Origin of the sequence: Psychroflexus maritimus, assembly GCF_011089875.1 — a bacterium.
Taxonomy (GTDB): Bacteria; Bacteroidota; Bacteroidia; order Flavobacteriales; family Flavobacteriaceae; genus Psychroflexus; species Psychroflexus maritimus.
This window is the reverse complement of record NZ_JAANAS010000002.1, coordinates 49,184-63,952: the sequence shown is the minus strand read 5'-3', so window position 1 is coordinate 63,952 and position 14,769 is coordinate 49,184. Positions and strand designations below refer to the sequence as shown.

The following is a 14,769-nucleotide window of genomic DNA, read 5'->3' as shown; positions in this document are numbered from 1 at the left end:
ATTCACTTAATAAAGGGCCTCTGATAATTATCAGAGGCTCTTTATTTTTTCAAGTTATTTTCACTTGAGTTCAGCTTCAATAAGCTTAGGATTTAAGTTTATATAAAACTAAAAAAAAGTTACTCTTTACTTAGCAACCGTTTAATTTCATTGAGTTTCATTAGTGCTTCAACGGGAGTTAAAGTATTAATATCTAAGTGTATAATTTCTTCTTTAATTTGTTCTAAAAGTGGATCATCTAAATTAAAAAAACTAAGCTGTGGTTCTGGTTCAGATTTATTGATTGTTGCTGAAATTTCTTCAGAACCGTGTGATTGCTCTAACTTTTCTAATATTTTGTTGGCCCGATGGATGACGTGTTGGGGCATTCCGGCCATTTTAGCTACGTGAATACCAAAGCTATGATTGCTTCCGCCTGGAACTAACTTTCTTAAAAATAAAATTTTATTCTTCAACTGTTTAATAGAAACGTTGTAGTTTTTTATTCGTTCAAATTTCTGTGTCATTTCATTTAGCTCATGGTAGTGGGTAGCAAATAAGGTTTTTGCTTGGGCAGGATGCTCATGCAAGTATTCGCTTATTGCCCAAGCAATAGAAATTCCATCATAGGTGCTTGTACCTCTTCCAATTTCATCTAACAAAACAAGACTTCTTGGCGAAATATTATTTAAAATACTGGCCGTTTCATTCATTTCAACCATAAAAGTTGATTCCCCCATAGAGATGTTATCGCTTGCACCTACCCGAGTAAAAATTTTATCTACAATACCTATTTGAGCGGATTTAGCCGGTACGAAACTTCCCATCTGAGCCAGTAATACAATTAAGGCTGTTTGGCGAAGCAATGCCGATTTACCACTCATATTGGGTCCTGTAATCATGATAATTTGCTGGTCTTCTTGGTTGAGCTTTACACTATTACTAATGTAGGATTCGCCAGCTGGAAGTTGCTTCTCAATCACAGGATGACGACCTTCTTCAATAATTAAATCTAGACCTTCATTAATTTCGGGTTCTACATAATGCTCCTCTCTTGCTAATTGAGCAAAAGAACACAAAACATCAATTTGAGCAATTTGAAAAGAATTTTGTTGAACTACTTTAATATAATCTGATAACCAGACGACTAACTGTTGAAACAATTCTTGCTCAAGCAGATGAATCTTTTCTTCAGCGCCTAATATTTTAGCCTCATAGGTTTTTAATTCTTCAGTGATATAACGTTCTGCATTGACTAAGGTCTGTTTTCTAATCCAGTTATCTGGAACCTTGTCTTTATGGGTATTTCTTACTTCTATGTAATATCCAAAAACGTTGTTACTTGCAATTTTTAACTTGGGAATTCCGGTAGTTTGACTTTCTCTTTCCAGCATTTCATCTAGGTAGTCTTTTCCTGAAAAAGCAATACTTCGTAGTTCATCTAATTCTTTATTGAATCCTGGGGCTATAACATGCCCTTTATTAATATTCACAGGTGCATCTTCGGCCAAAGCTTCTGTAATTTTTTGCTGAAGCAACTGGCAGGAGTTAATGTTTTCTGCTAATACCTGAAAAGCTTCAGAATTAGTCTTTTGAAGTGCTTCCTTGATGGGTGAAATTGCCGCAATTGAAAACTTTAGTTGATTTACTTCCCTAGGGGAAATTTTCTGAGTAGCCACCTTAGAAATAAGCCGCTCTAAGTCGCTTATTTGCTTCAATTGATTTTGAATTAGATGCTGCAATGAAGGATTTTTAAGCAAAAAATCAATCATTTGATGGCGCTTTTTAATAGCCTCCTTATTTTTTAAAGGCAAGGCTAACCAACGTTTTAACAGCCTGCTTCCCATGGGGGAGATACTCTTATCAATTACATCTAACAAGGTAACTGCTTGCTGATTGGTTGCTTGATAAAGTTCTAAATTTCTAATCGTAAACTTATCCATCCACACATAAGCATCCTCAGCAATTCTTAAAATACTAGAGATGTGCTTTAATTGATGATGTTGAGTTTCTGAAAGGTAATGCAAAACAACGCCGGCTGCTACAAGTCCTTCCTCTAAATCTTCAACACCAAAGCCCTTTAAGCTATTGGTATTGAAATGAGTATTTAAATTTTCTTTGGCATAATCAATTTTAAAAAGCCAGTCTTCCATATAAAATTCATGAAAATCTTTGCCAAGTAACTCAACGAATTTCAATTTGTCTTTTTTAGAAATCAAAACTTCACTAGGCTGAAAATTTCGCATGAGTTTATCAATATAAGCGGCATTCCCTTGAGCAGTTAAAAACTCACCTGTAGAGACATCTAAAAAAGAAATTCCCAGTTGTTTTTTTCCAAAATGAATAGCCGCAAGGAAGTTGTTTGATCTAGACTGAAGCACTTCGTCGTTTAATGCAACCCCTGGCGTTACTAACTCAGTTACCCCTCTTTTCACAATTTTTTTAGTCTTTTTTGGATCTTCAAGTTGATCACAAATAGCAACTCGCTCTCCAGCTTTTACAAGTTTCGGTAAGTAAGAATTTAATGAATGATGAGGAAAACCTGCCAGTTCGGTTCGTTCACTACCATTGTTTCTGTTGGTTAAAACAATATTTAAAATGCGCGCTGTTTTTACAGCATCCTCTCCAAAAGTTTCATAAAAATCACCAACTCTAAAAAGCAATAAAGCATCAGGATATTTGTTTTTGATTGCATTATATTGCTTCATTAAAGGAGTTACTTTTGCTTTTTGTGCCATAATTTAAGTGCTGAATTTAAAAAAGGCTAAGTTAAAAAACTCGTGCTTATTTATTCATCAGATTTCAAAAAAAGTAAAATGAAATATCCTCAGATTGCGCTGAGCTATTTAATTTTAGCTAGAAAAAAATGGTAAACATTTAGTTGCTTATGGAATTTAGATTTAAGACTTTTGCAGAAAATAAGTCAATGAGAAAACTAAAGAATGAAGAATTAGCAAGAAAAACTCCTGAGGAGTTTATAAAGGCCGCAAAAACTCCACTTATTGTAATCCTTGATAATGTTAGGAGTTTAAATAATATAGGTTCCGTGTTTAGGACATCTGACGCTTTTTTAGTTGAAAAAATTTACCTCTGCGGAATAACGGCTACTCCTCCTCACAAAGATATTAGAAAAACTGCCTTAGGAGCTACTGAAAATGTAGCTTGGGAATATACAGAAGATACAATCACTTTAGTTGAACGATTAAAAAAAGAGGGCGTTAAAGTAATAAGTATTGAGCAAGCTGAAAACGCTACTTCCTTAGAGCATATAAAAATTAAGGCAAATACCAAGTATGCACTCATTTTTGGTAATGAAGTAAAAGGTGTAAATCAAGCAGTAGTTTCAGCTTCTCACCAAGTGGTTGAAATCCCACAAAAAGGCGTAAAACATTCGCTGAATATTTCCGTTTCTGTTGGGGTTTGTTTATGGGAATACTTTAAGAGGCTTTCAATCTAATGGAACATTATTAAATTTGATAAGCTTTTTAGACTAAAGTAAGTTGAATAGTAATAATTAGACCTATTTAAAAAAAATCCTAACAAGCAAAATTTTAACTATAAATTTTTTTTTCTCGAAACAAATCGAATTGACTTCACTCATTAAATTCACTTAGATTGACACAATTTTATCAAAATAAACAACGAACATAATCAATCTAAATCATGAAGAGGAAAATATCTGCAAACTATTTTTAAGGCTTAATTTAAGAGACAAACGACTATAGATAAACCAGTTTTCAGTAGATAAATACTTTATTATGCTAATTTTGTGAAGTTTGCTCTTCGGCTTCTTTTTTAAATTCTTCGTTAGCTACAATAGCCAGTTCAACCCGTCTATTTTTTGCTCTTCCTTCAGCTGTTCCATTATCGTATTTAGGCTGATCTTCACCAAAATACTTCATGGTTAATCGGTTGCTAGATACGTTATTTTTAATTAAATGATCGACTACAGAAGAAGCCCTTCTTCTGGATAAATCCATGTTATAAATGTCGTTTCCAACACTATCGGTATGTCCTTCTATAACAATGTTTGTTTTAGGATATTCTAAAAGAATTTTGATGAGTTTATCTAGTGATTCTTTAGAATCTTTATTCAAATCATCTTGATTCGTATCAAAATAAACCCCCGAATTCTCATCAAAAGTTACGGCAATTCCTTCTCCTACTCGAACCACTTCTGCCCCTGGAATTTCTTCTTCTATACGTTTAGCTTGCTCGTCCATTCTGTTCCCAATATAGGCGCCAGATGCTCCACCAACTACGCCGCCAATAACTGCGCCTAAAGCGGTGTTGTTTCCGTTTCCAAGGTTATTTCCTAAGATTCCTCCAAGAATAGCACCTCCAGCTGCACCTATTGCCGATCCGCGCTGGGTATTATTGGTGTTTTTCATTGCATCACAGCCCAATAATGATAGGACTAAAACTAAAGATAGGCTAATTTTAAGTACAAAATTTTTCATGACTTACTTTTATAATTAATAGGTGTAATTTATTTTTTAACAAAATTTAGCTGAACAATCATTGGTTTGCCTTGAAAATTGACGTTTAAATCCCATACCATATTTTGCTTAGAAATTTGTTTCAATTGCATTCGTGAACCACGCTTCTGCTGACTAGCTTTTTCGTCATCGGCCATTTTTATCAAAATATCGTAATTATAATACATGTGATTACTGTCTTGTAATGACCACACCATATTTTGTTCGGGTATAATGCAATCGTTATCGCTTATTAAAACCTTTCCACGGTTATTATTGGCAACAAAACTCCAATTAGAACCTTCAAAACAACTAGCTGAGGCTACTTCAAAAAGTGTTACGTCAAAAAAACCACTAGAGTCAGGATAATCAACACTTAATAACTTCCAATCGCCATTAAAGTTGTTTTCTTGTTGTTTAATTTCTTTAGAAGCGCCACAAGAAGCCAATATAAAAGCTAAAGATAGGAGTAATAAATTTTTGTTCATAATTATATCTGTTTGTGAAAACAAATATAATTTTAAAAAAGAGGTTAGCGGCTAAAAACACTATGAAATTTAGTCTAAATTTGATAAATATCAATACTAATGCGTATAATTTTAAATATATTCGCTTTTAATAAAAACATGAAATCATGAATTCGATAGCTCGCTACATTGACCACACTTTATTAAAACCAGAAGCAACAAAAGAAGCTATTAAAAAACTTTGCGAAGAAGCCGTTAAGTTTGGTTTTGCTTGTGTTTGTGTAAATCCGATGCATGTTCCTAATGCTTTTCATTTTTTAAAGGAAAGTAAACAAGTAAAAATCTGTACGGTAGTAGGTTTTCCATTAGGAGCCAACTTAGCCCGAGTTAAAGCTTTTGAAGCACAGCAAGCCATACTTCAAGGAGCTGATGAAATTGATATGGTTATTAACCAATCCTTAATTAAAGACCAAGACTGGACTAGTTTAGAGAATGACATTAAAGAAGTGAAGTTTGCCTGTGGAGATAAAATCTTAAAGGTAATTTTAGAAACAGCTCATCTTAATGAAGAAGAGATTAAGATGGCTGCTAAAATTGCGAGTCAAGCGGGAGCAAATTATGTTAAAACTTCAACAGGTTTTGGTCGTGGAGGAGCGAGTTTTGAAGCTGTACAACTAATGAAAGCAAGTATTGGAGAAGAGGTAAAAATAAAAGCTTCAGGCGGAGTAAGAGATTTGACCACCGCAAAAAAATACATTGAGTTAGGCGTTTCTAGAATAGGAACATCATCAGGAGTAGCGCTTGTTCAAGGACAAACATCAAATTCATCATATTAAACAATTTATTATGAGCATTCATATCAACGCAAAAAAAGGAGCTATAGCAGAAACCATTTTACTCCCTGGTGATCCGTTAAGAGCAAAATGGATTGCTGAAAATTTCTTTGAAAATCCAATCTGCTACAACAAAGTAAGAGGTATGTTGGGTTATACTGGCACTTATCAGGGAAAACCAATATCTGTTCAAGGTTCTGGCATGGGTATTCCATCTATCAATATTTATGCGCATGAACTAATTAATGAATTTGGCGTTAAAAACCTAATTCGCGTAGGAAGTGCTGGTTCAATGCAAGAAAATATTAAGCTAAGGGATGTTGTTATTGCAATGGCGGCTTCAACTGATGCTTCTTTGAACAGGTCGAGGTTTAATGGTGGCGACTATGCGCCTACTGCAAATTTTGAATTATTTAAAAAAGCTATTCAAATTGCTGATCAAAAAAACATCGATGTGAAAGCTGGTAATGTACTTTCTTCTGATGCTTTTTACACGGATCATCACGAAGATTGGAAAATATGGGCGAAGTTCAATGTTTTGTGTGTTGAAATGGAAGCTGCAGGTTTGTATTCAACTTGTGCTAAACTTGGCGCCAATGCATTAAGTATTTTAACCATTTCAGATTCTTTGATAACTGGCGAAGTTACAAGCGCTGAAGAACGAGAAACCACCTTTAGCCAAATGATTGAAATTGCTTTAGGTTTAAACCAATAATGAAATTTACAACTAAACAATTACAGCAACAATTTAAGGGGTTTTTGAGAACAAACGCCTTGTTTAGTGACAGCGGTGTTTTACCTTATTCAAATTTTGTATTAAATTCTTCGGATGATTTTAAGTTAAATTCTAGTCATAAAAAAGAGTTGTCTGGGCAATTATACGTTGGTAAAAGAATGGAAATCTTTTTTAAGGCATATATTGAACATTCTAAAAACTTAAATTTAGTTACCCACAGTCTTCAAGTTGTAAACGATAAAAAAAAGACGTTAGGAGAACTTGATTTCATTATTGAAAATCAACCTAATTTTTTACATATTGAATTGGTTTACAAATTTTACATCTATGACCCTACCTATCATAGAAATTCACTGCATTGCTTTATGGGGCCTAAGCGAAAAGATTTTCTTTACAAAAAAATTGAAAAACTAAGAAATCATCAATTTCCAATGTTGTTTAATGCATTTACCCAAAAACAACTGAAAGAATTGGCTTTACCAACTAGCCATTTTGAGCAAAAACTAAGTTTTATGGCTAAAGTTTTTTTGCCTTTGAACAAAGCGGTCAATCTTCCTTCCTACATCAACCCAAAAACGGTAAGTGGGTTTTGGTTGAAATTTAGTGAATTAAAGCTTCTGAATAAGTTTCACCACTATTTTATACCAAAACGTCAAGATTGGATGATCATACCTAGTGAATCTGGTTATACGTTTGAAGATTTTGAATCAGTTGAAATGCAAGTGAATGTGTTAATTGAAAGTGGAATAAGACCTATGTTATGGGAAAAAACAAAAGAAGGAAAATTTAACAGTTACTTTGTTTGTTTTGATTAAGTTAAAGAAAAAAAAGGAAAACAAGCAACAGACTATTATTCTATAAAATTTGAATTTCTACCTGTATATTCTTAGTGACAGTTGTCAATTTACTCTGGATAATAATTAGGATTGAGAAGGTTTTCTCTTGTAATAATCTCTTTTAAAGTAGCTTTCTTTAATAATTCTACTGTGGTATTTCTAACCTCAAAAAAGATATCTCTAATTCCACAAATTTCTTCATCTTTACATTCTTCACAGCGTTCGTAATACTTATGGGTTACACAAGGTAAAAAAGCAATAGCTCCGTCAAACAATCGCATGACCTCAGCTAAATTAATTTCTTCAGGGGATTTAAGTAAATAGTAACCTCCATTTTTTCCACGTTTACTTGAAAGCACCGCTGCTTTTTTTAAATCGAGTAAGATACTTTCTAAAAATTTTTGAGGAATATTTTGAGCTTCTGAGATACTTGCAATCTGGACGGGTTGATTGGTTTCTTGTTTAGCTAAATATACCAAAGCATTAATTGCATATTTTGTTTTTTTTGAAAGCATTCTTTATAAATTAATGGTTTATTTAAATTATATATCTTGAATTCAGTTATCGATTTAAAATCAAGGCTACAATAAATTAATTTTTGTTTACTTTTCTTCTTCAAGTAATCTTTTACATAAAACTTAGTAAATCTACTAAAAAACTAAATAAACAGCTTTCCTTTTAAATTCATCTAAGATTTGTGATTTTTAGAAGTGTAAAAATAATATTTTATTTGGTTATTATTTGAAAAAAAAATAAAAGTTGGTTAAAGATTAAAATCCAAAAATTTTATGTTTTCTTTTTATTTGCTGAAATGGGTATTAGTTTATTGAATAAATTTAAAATAGCTGACGAATGAAAATTTAAGAAATCTAAGCTTAGTCTCTTTTTTTTAGGTTTCAAAAAGTTTTTTTTATAAAAAGTTGAATCTATCACTTCTTAAAAATAGCCCTGATTGAAGTGGAAAACCCGGAAACGAAAAAGGTGATTTTTCTTGCATTGATAAAGCGACCGACAGGAAGCTCTTGTTCAAGGCTTAGAAAAACCACTTTATTCGTTGAGGATTTGAAACGAAAAGCAGGTTCTCGGCTTCTATTTTTGGTTTGCTTATTTACTCAAATACATTTTTCTACGTGTGTAAAGGTTATAAAAATCATCGTCCTTTAGGCTATCAATGAATAATATGCTTTCGCCTGTACTTTTCATTTCTGGCCCCAATTGTTTGTTGACATTATGGAATTTATCAAAGGAAAATACGGGTTGTTTGATAGCATAACCTTCTAATTTTGGCTGGAAATTGAAATCTTTTATTTTTTTCTCTCCTAGCATGACTTTAGTAGCGTAATTTACGTAAGGCTCTCCATAAGCTTTTGCAATAAAAGGTACCGTTCTAGAAGCTCTTGGATTGGCTTCGATAATATATACCTGATCGTCTTTTATTGCAAATTGAATGTTGATTAATCCTACTGTATTCAGGGCTAAAGCAATTTTCTTGGTGTGGTCTTTGATTTGCTGAACAACTAAATCGCCTAAATTGAAAGGAGGAAGTGTAGCGTTAGAATCGCCTGAATGAACTCCACAAGGTTCTATGTGCTCCATAATACCAATAATATAAACGTTTTCGCCATCGCAAATGGCATCTGCTTCAGCTTCAATTGCGCCGTCTAAATAATGGTCTAAAAGCAGTTTGTTGTTGGGTATTTTTCGAAGTAAATCTACCACATGGGCTTCTAATTCTTTTTTGTTAATGACAATTTTCATGCCTTGTCCTCCTAACACATAAGAAGGCCTTACAAGAATAGGAAAATCTAGCTCATCTGCTAATTGTAGAGCTTCATCTGCATTTTCGGCAACGCCAAATTCTGGATAAGGAATCTTGTTTTCTTGCAGTAATTTTGAAAAACTTCCACGGTCTTCGGCTAAATCTAAGGCTTGGTAACTTGTTCCAAGAATTTTTATTCCGTAGCGTTCTAATTTTTCAGCCAATTTTAAAGCGGTTTGCCCGCCTAACTGTACAATTACTCCTACAGGATTTTCATGGCGAATAATGTCATAGATATGTTCCCAAAAAACTGGTTCAAAATAAAGTTTATCGGCTGTATCAAAATCGGTTGAAACTGTTTCAGGGTTACAATTAATCATGATGGTTTCATAGCCACATTCTTTAGCAGCTAAAACTCCGTGAACACAGCAATAATCAAATTCAATTCCTTGGCCAATTCGGTTAGGGCCAGATCCTAAAACAATTACTTTTTTCTTGTTGCTTACTTCGCTTTCGTTACGTTGTGTAAGCACTCCTTCTTTGGTTTGATAGGCGGCTTCAAAGGTGGAGTAATAGTAAGGAGTTTTCGCTTCAAACTCGGCTGCACAAGTATCTACTAATTTGTAAATTCTGTTGATTTGTAATTCTTCTCTTTTAGTATATACCTGACTTTCAAGACACTTAAGCATGTGTGCTATTTGACGATCTGCAAAGCCTTTTTGTTTGGCTTCTAGAAGTAAATCTTTGTTGATGTTGTCTATGCTATATTTGCTTATTTCTTTTTCAAGCAGAAACAATTCTTCATATTGTTTCAAGAACCACATATCAATTTTAGTAATTTCATGGATTCTACTTAGTGGAATTCCAAGTTGAATGGCATCGTAAATGACAAAAACTCGGTCCCAACTAGCGTAAGTTAATTTACTAATAATTTGCTTGTAATCGGTGTAACTTTTTCCATCAGCTCCTAGTCCATTTCTTTTAATTTCAAGGGACTGAGTAGCTTTATGCAATGCTTCTTGAAATGAGCGTCCGATGCCCATCACCTCTCCTACCGATTTCATTTGCAGGCCTAAAGTTCTGTCTGAACCTTCAAATTTATCAAAATTCCAACGTGGTATTTTAACAATGACATAATCTAAGGTAGGTTCAAAAAAGGCAGAAGTAGTTTTAGTGATTTGGTTATCTAATTCGTCTAAATGATAGCCCATTGCCAGTTTGGTAGCTATTTTTGCAATTGGATAGCCTGTAGCTTTTGAAGCTAAAGCAGAAGAACGAGAAACACGCGGGTTAATTTCTATAGCTATAATGTCTTCATTTTCGTCTGGACTTACGGCAAATTGTACATTACATCCACCGGCAAAATCGCCTATACTTCGCATCATTTTAATAGCAAGGTCACGCATTTTTTGGTAGGTACGATCACTTAAAGTCATAGCTGGTGCCACAGTAATAGAGTCTCCAGTATGGATTCCCATTGGGTCCATGTTTTCGATGCTACAAATAATAGCTACATTATCGTTAGCATCACGAAGTAATTCTAACTCGTATTCTTTCCAACCAAGCAAAGCTTTATCAATAAGCACTTCATGGATTGGGGAAGCTTCTAGCCCACGAGTTAAGAGTTCGTCAAATTGATCTTCAGAATGTACAAAAGAGGCGCCTGTTCCTCCTAGAGTAAATGAAGCGCGTATAACTAAAGGAAAACCAAATTCTTGGGCTACTTCTTTACCTTGTAAAAAGGAAGTTACGGTTTTAGAAGGAGCCACAGGAATTCCTATTTTTTCCATTAAAAGGCGGAATTTTTCTCGATCTTCGGTGATGTTTATGGCGTCAATATCAACACCAATAATTTTTACCCCAAAGTCTTCCCATATTCCTTTATCATCGGCTTCAATACATAAGTTTAAAGCAGTTTGACCGCCCATTGTTGGGAGTACAGCATCAATATTCGGGTGTTTTTTTAAGATTTCGATAATTGATTTAGTAGTTAACGGTTTGAGATAAACATGGTCGGCCATACTTGGGTCGGTCATGATAGTTGCTGGATTAGAATTGATTAAAATCGTTTCTATTCCATCTTCTCTTAGCGATCTTAAAGATTGAGAACCTGAATAATCAAACTCACAAGCTTGACCAATAACAATAGGCCCTGAGCCAATGAGTAATATTGATTTTAAGTTATTGTTTTTAGGCATGATAAAGGGTATTTAGTGATGGTATAAAAAAAAGGTGTTACTGTTAAAGTAACACCTTTTAATAAATATGTTTAATTGAGAATCATATTATTTTCTACGTAAACTAGCTTCTGTAGAAACACTTAGTTTCTTTCTTCCTTTAGCTCTTCTTCTAGACAAAACTTTTCTGCCGTTTGCACTAGCCATTCTTTCTCTAAATCCGTGCTTGTTTCTTCTCTTAGTCTTTGATGGTTGAAAGGTTCTTTTCATTTCAAATATCTTTAGTGTGTTTTGTTCTGTTTAAATCGGTTGCAAATATACAATAAGTTTTTATTGAAGCAACTAAAAAGCAAAGATTTTTATTGTATTTTTCGTAAGTTTGCGGTTTCAAAATAATCATACAGATGTACAATAAGATTTTTAAATTAATTTTAGCTGGATTAATCATAGCCTTTGCTATTTACCAATTTACTTTAGTCAATATAGGAAATGGGATTTCCTTAATTTTATTTGCTGGAATATTCATTTTGTTTTATTTCAAAAATGAATTTATTCTTTTAGCATTTTGGAAATTAAGAAAGCAAGATTTTGCAGGAGCCAAGCAATGGCTAGATAAAATTAAGAACCCAGAATCGGCCCTAACTCAAAAACAACAAGGTTATTATCATTATTTACATGGGTTAATGTATTCTCAAGAAAACATGACCAAAGCTGAAAAATATTTTAAAAAAGCTATAAAGTTAGGCTTATCTATGGACCAAGATTTAGCTATGGCGAAATTGAATTTAGCTGGAATTGCAATGTCTAAGCGACGTAAACGAGAAGCGCAAATCCTGCTAAAAGAAGCTAATAAACTTGATAAGCACGGAATGCTTAAGGACCAAATACGGATGATAAAGCAACAAATGAAGAAGATTTAACAAAACCTACTCGTTATCTATGTATTAATAAGCCGATTTCTTAAAAGAAATCGGCTTATTTGTTTTTTTTACATAATTTTATAAAAAACAAAACTTTTGGTAAAAAAACTACTTTTCATCATCTTTATGTTTTATTCTTCATTATACGCTCAACAACAGATTGAGTTAAATGATGAGGCCAAGGTTTTTTTTTCTGAACAAATACGAGGTCATTATAAGTCTCATATAAAAAAAATTGAGAAACTTGAATTGTTACAGAAATACAAAGAAGCCGAAGATCTTGCTAATCAATTTATTCAGGAATACATCATAGGTAGCTACATGGATAACTTTAGTTTAAAGTGTATTAAGTCTGGCAAGTGTTATCTAGATGATTATGTAAAACCCATGTTGCTTTTAAGTTACGCCTCTTGGAGTGTACCCACTAATGGTGAAATAGAAGCTCTAAATAGAGTTGCTAAAGCATATTGTAAAGAGATTGATTTTGCAATACTATACTGGGACAACCGAAAAGATGCAAGGAAGAATTCTAGAAAATTCAACTCAAAAGTAGAAATTTTGTATGTAGATGAACTCACCAATCGATACGCCTCAACAATCAAAATGCTTAAGCATAGTTTTGGAATCCCAACAACATTTGTTATTGCAGGGGATAAACGCCTTTTAGATATGCAAACCAATATCCAAAATCCTTACAATCTCAATAAGAAAGAAGCTATTGAAAATTGTAAAAAATCTTTTGAAAAGCATATAACAACTATCCGTGAGTATGAGAACAAGACAACTTATTGAAATTTATAATTGCTTTAAATCAAATTAATCAATGCTTAAAAAACTCTATTTATTGTCATAATTTTATCTAATCCATCTTCTTCAACTAGTGTAGCTATCAAAATTGTCAATATAGAACAAAAAAAATATTCCTAATTTTTATGAAGGCTATGAATAGGGTAATTTAAAGTGTCTGGAATTTGAAACACATATTCCTTCCCCGAATTATTGACTAAAAAGTTGTCTCTTAGCCAAGGATTAAATCGTTTAAGAGTCTTATAGGAGATTCCTTGTGTTTTTGCGAATTCTGCTAAATTATCTATTGCATAATCTACCATTAGAGGCTTAGATTTACTCGTGCTATAAAAATGAGAAGGATCAATAGAAAAACCATAATCTTCATAATTATTAAATATTTCTTTAAGCGCTAAAATCCTAAAAACATACCTTGAAGTTTCTTCTATTAAAAGTAAGTCGTAATAGTTTTCTACTTCCTGTCTCTCCTGTTGTCTTAAGATTCCTGTGTTACCTGCATTATAAGCAGCAGCTGCTAGCGTCCAGGAGCCAAACTTTTCTTTAGACTTTAATAAATATTGACAAGCAGCGTGAGTAGCAAGTTCTATATTGTAGCGTTCATCTACATTGGTATTAACCTCTAATCCATATTCTTTGGCAGTTGCTTTCATTAGTTGCCAAAAGCCAGTTGCGCCAGCAGGAGAAACTACTTGCATCAACCCGCTTTCCGCCAAAGCTAAAAATTTGAAATCATCTGGCACTCCATAATCTTTTAGGATTGGTTCTATTATTGGGAAGTACTTGTGCCCTCTTTTAATCAACATAATTGCATTAGATTGCCAATAAGTGTTCACAAGAAGCTCTCGATCTAAGCGTTCAGCTACATCAGGATCGTTTAAAGGAACGCTTTCATTAGCAAATGTGATATTTTCTGGTAAACCCAAAGATTGAACACTTGCATTAGTTGGATTTGCTTTTTCTTTCTCCGTACTTAAGACATCAGTTTTAGTAAAGCCTAAAGCAATTAAAACAATTGTGATTCCTACAATTGCAATGCTTATCGAGCTGATTAATTGAAACTTACTCTTTTTATTTTTGATTTCCATAGGTTATAAAATTAGGAAGGTGTTTATTAAACCACCTGTATTTATTAATAATCATAATATGTGTTCCTCCAGGAACAACATGGCAATTCTCTATATGTTCTAAAGGAAATACCAAATCGGCATCCCCATGAATATGGACAATACCTTTAGGAGCTTGTTTTTGCTTCCAAGATACAATGTTTTCAATTGACCAATCTAAGTAATATTTATCACTTACAAACATGTATTTCTTATATAATTGCAAACGTTTTTTAAAGCTTTTCCCTAGGGGAAGGTAGTCTAATTGTTCCATGTAATTTATTAGGCTGGTAGGCAAAACCTTAAAAGCATTTGTTTTTCTTGCAAATTTCATCCTAGTAGGTAATTCGTGATAACTTTTAAGGCTTGAAATGATGATTACTTGCCTCACATCTATCAATTTAGCCATTTCCTGAACAAGAATTCCTCCAAATGAAACTCCAATTAAAACTGGATTTTGGTGAATAACATCTTCACACATTCGTTGAGCGTAATCCTCTAAACGCTCATTTTTTGTTGGAAGTTTCCATGTTAAATAAATTACCTCAAATCTATTAGGGTCTAAAGAAATATACTCAAAAATGGAAGCTTTAGCTGCCATGCCAGGCATCATATAAACAGGAATAAGACCAGTATTAGATTCAATTTGCATAAAAAAAATAAACTTTTTTGTA

Annotated in this window: 14 protein-coding genes; 6 read left to right on the top strand and 8 right to left on the bottom strand. The window is 33.2% G+C overall.

Annotation, left to right across the window (positions count from 1 at the left end; translation table 11 throughout):
* Positions 1 to 119: 119 nt before the first annotated feature.
* Positions 120 to 2,717 carry a DNA mismatch repair protein MutS gene (mutS, locus tag G7034_RS01475; protein WP_166399188.1) on the bottom strand — a complete coding sequence of 866 codons (2,598 nt, stop codon included), beginning with the start codon at positions 2,715 to 2,717 and terminating at the stop codon, positions 120 to 122.
* A 188-nt stretch (positions 2,718 to 2,905) separates the two neighbouring features.
* Between mutS and G7034_RS01470 the strand changes: the two genes are divergently transcribed.
* Complete coding sequence (locus G7034_RS01470; RefSeq protein ID WP_166399224.1) at positions 2,906 to 3,436, top strand: RNA methyltransferase; 531 nt, start codon at positions 2,906 to 2,908, stop codon at positions 3,434 to 3,436.
* A 304-nt stretch (positions 3,437 to 3,740) separates the two neighbouring features.
* Here G7034_RS01470 and G7034_RS01465 read toward each other — a convergent pair whose 3' ends face one another.
* Positions 3,741 to 4,439 (bottom strand): OmpA family protein, encoded by a 699-nt coding sequence (locus G7034_RS01465; protein WP_166399187.1) that lies wholly within the window; start codon positions 4,437 to 4,439, stop codon positions 3,741 to 3,743.
* 29 nt (positions 4,440 to 4,468) lie between these two features.
* On the bottom strand, positions 4,469 to 4,945 hold the full coding sequence (locus G7034_RS01460) for a lipocalin family protein (protein ID WP_166399186.1): 477 nt from the start codon (positions 4,943 to 4,945) through the stop codon (positions 4,469 to 4,471).
* 146 nt (positions 4,946 to 5,091) lie between these two features.
* On the opposite strand from G7034_RS01460, the gene deoC reads away from it, so the two are divergent.
* Genes deoC through G7034_RS01445 form a run of 3 tightly spaced genes read left to right on the top strand, consistent with a single transcriptional unit; the run spans position 5,092 to position 7,308 of the window.
* Complete coding sequence (deoC, locus tag G7034_RS01455; RefSeq protein ID WP_166399185.1) at positions 5,092 to 5,760, top strand: deoxyribose-phosphate aldolase; 669 nt, start codon at positions 5,092 to 5,094, stop codon at positions 5,758 to 5,760.
* A 10-nt stretch (positions 5,761 to 5,770) separates the two neighbouring features.
* Positions 5,771 to 6,472 carry a purine-nucleoside phosphorylase gene (gene deoD, locus G7034_RS01450; protein ID WP_166399184.1) on the top strand — a complete coding sequence of 234 codons (702 nt, stop codon included), beginning with the start codon at positions 5,771 to 5,773 and terminating at the stop codon, positions 6,470 to 6,472.
* Positions 6,472 to 7,308 (top strand): DUF1853 family protein, encoded by an 837-nt coding sequence (locus tag G7034_RS01445; protein WP_166399183.1) that lies wholly within the window; start codon positions 6,472 to 6,474, stop codon positions 7,306 to 7,308. Before deoD ends, G7034_RS01445 begins: the two co-directional genes overlap by 1 nt.
* 89 nt (positions 7,309 to 7,397) lie before the next feature.
* On the opposite strand, the gene G7034_RS01440 is transcribed toward G7034_RS01445, so the two are convergent.
* The 3 genes from G7034_RS01440 to rpmH form a co-directional block, all read right to left on the bottom strand.
* On the bottom strand, positions 7,398 to 7,844 hold the full coding sequence (locus G7034_RS01440) for an RrF2 family transcriptional regulator (RefSeq protein ID WP_166399182.1): 447 nt from the start codon (positions 7,842 to 7,844) through the stop codon (positions 7,398 to 7,400).
* Between the two features lie 589 nt (positions 7,845 to 8,433).
* Positions 8,434 to 11,286 carry a carbamoyl-phosphate synthase large subunit gene (gene carB, locus G7034_RS01435; RefSeq protein WP_166399181.1) on the bottom strand — a complete coding sequence of 951 codons (2,853 nt, stop codon included), beginning with the start codon at positions 11,284 to 11,286 and terminating at the stop codon, positions 8,434 to 8,436.
* Positions 11,287 to 11,373: 87 nt separating this feature from the next.
* Complete coding sequence (rpmH, locus tag G7034_RS01430; RefSeq protein WP_166399180.1) at positions 11,374 to 11,535, bottom strand: 50S ribosomal protein L34; 162 nt, start codon at positions 11,533 to 11,535, stop codon at positions 11,374 to 11,376.
* Between the two features lie 134 nt (positions 11,536 to 11,669).
* On the opposite strand from rpmH, the gene G7034_RS01425 reads away from it, so the two are divergent.
* A complete protein-coding gene (locus tag G7034_RS01425; RefSeq protein ID WP_166399179.1) occupies positions 11,670 to 12,185 on the top strand; it encodes a DUF2892 domain-containing protein in 516 nt (171 codons plus the stop codon).
* 96 nt (positions 12,186 to 12,281) lie between these two features.
* Positions 12,282 to 12,977: a TlpA family protein disulfide reductase gene (locus G7034_RS01420; RefSeq protein WP_166399178.1), complete on the top strand. Its 696-nt coding sequence runs from the start codon at positions 12,282 to 12,284 to the stop codon at positions 12,975 to 12,977.
* A 131-nt stretch (positions 12,978 to 13,108) separates the two neighbouring features.
* Here the strand turns inward: G7034_RS01420 and G7034_RS01415 are convergent, their stop codons facing one another.
* Both G7034_RS01415 and G7034_RS01410 read right to left on the bottom strand, forming a co-directional pair.
* Positions 13,109 to 14,077, bottom strand: coding sequence for a lytic transglycosylase domain-containing protein (locus G7034_RS01415; RefSeq protein ID WP_166399177.1), 969 nt, complete (start codon positions 14,075 to 14,077; stop codon positions 13,109 to 13,111).
* Positions 14,061 to 14,747, bottom strand: a complete 687-nt coding sequence (locus G7034_RS01410; RefSeq protein ID WP_246166707.1) for an alpha/beta hydrolase — start codon at positions 14,745 to 14,747, stop codon at positions 14,061 to 14,063. Before G7034_RS01410 ends, G7034_RS01415 begins: the two co-directional genes overlap by 17 nt.
* Between the last annotated feature and the right edge of the window lie 22 nt (positions 14,748 to 14,769).

Coding starts and splice junctions, on each gene's coding strand:
- mutS (WP_166399188.1), bottom strand. CDS start 2,717: ATGGCACAAAAAGCAAAAGTAACTCCTTTAATGAAGCAATATAATGCA.
- G7034_RS01470 (WP_166399224.1), top strand. CDS start 2,906: ATGAGAAAACTAAAGAATGAAGAATTAGCAAGAAAAACTCCTGAGGAG.
- G7034_RS01465 (WP_166399187.1), bottom strand. CDS start 4,439: ATGAAAAATTTTGTACTTAAAATTAGCCTATCTTTAGTTTTAGTCCTA.
- G7034_RS01460 (WP_166399186.1), bottom strand. CDS start 4,945: ATGAACAAAAATTTATTACTCCTATCTTTAGCTTTTATATTGGCTTCT.
- deoC (WP_166399185.1), top strand. CDS start 5,092: ATGAATTCGATAGCTCGCTACATTGACCACACTTTATTAAAACCAGAA.
- deoD (WP_166399184.1), top strand. CDS start 5,771: ATGAGCATTCATATCAACGCAAAAAAAGGAGCTATAGCAGAAACCATT.
- G7034_RS01445 (WP_166399183.1), top strand. CDS start 6,472: ATGAAATTTACAACTAAACAATTACAGCAACAATTTAAGGGGTTTTTG.
- G7034_RS01440 (WP_166399182.1), bottom strand. CDS start 7,844: ATGCTTTCAAAAAAAACAAAATATGCAATTAATGCTTTGGTATATTTA.
- carB (WP_166399181.1), bottom strand. CDS start 11,286: ATGCCTAAAAACAATAACTTAAAATCAATATTACTCATTGGCTCAGGG.
- rpmH (WP_166399180.1), bottom strand. CDS start 11,535: ATGAAAAGAACCTTTCAACCATCAAAGACTAAGAGAAGAAACAAGCAC.
- G7034_RS01425 (WP_166399179.1), top strand. CDS start 11,670: ATGTACAATAAGATTTTTAAATTAATTTTAGCTGGATTAATCATAGCC.
- G7034_RS01415 (WP_166399177.1), bottom strand. CDS start 14,077: ATGGAAATCAAAAATAAAAAGAGTAAGTTTCAATTAATCAGCTCGATA.
- G7034_RS01410 (WP_246166707.1), bottom strand. CDS start 14,747: ATGCAAATTGAATCTAATACTGGTCTTATTCCTGTTTATATGATGCCT.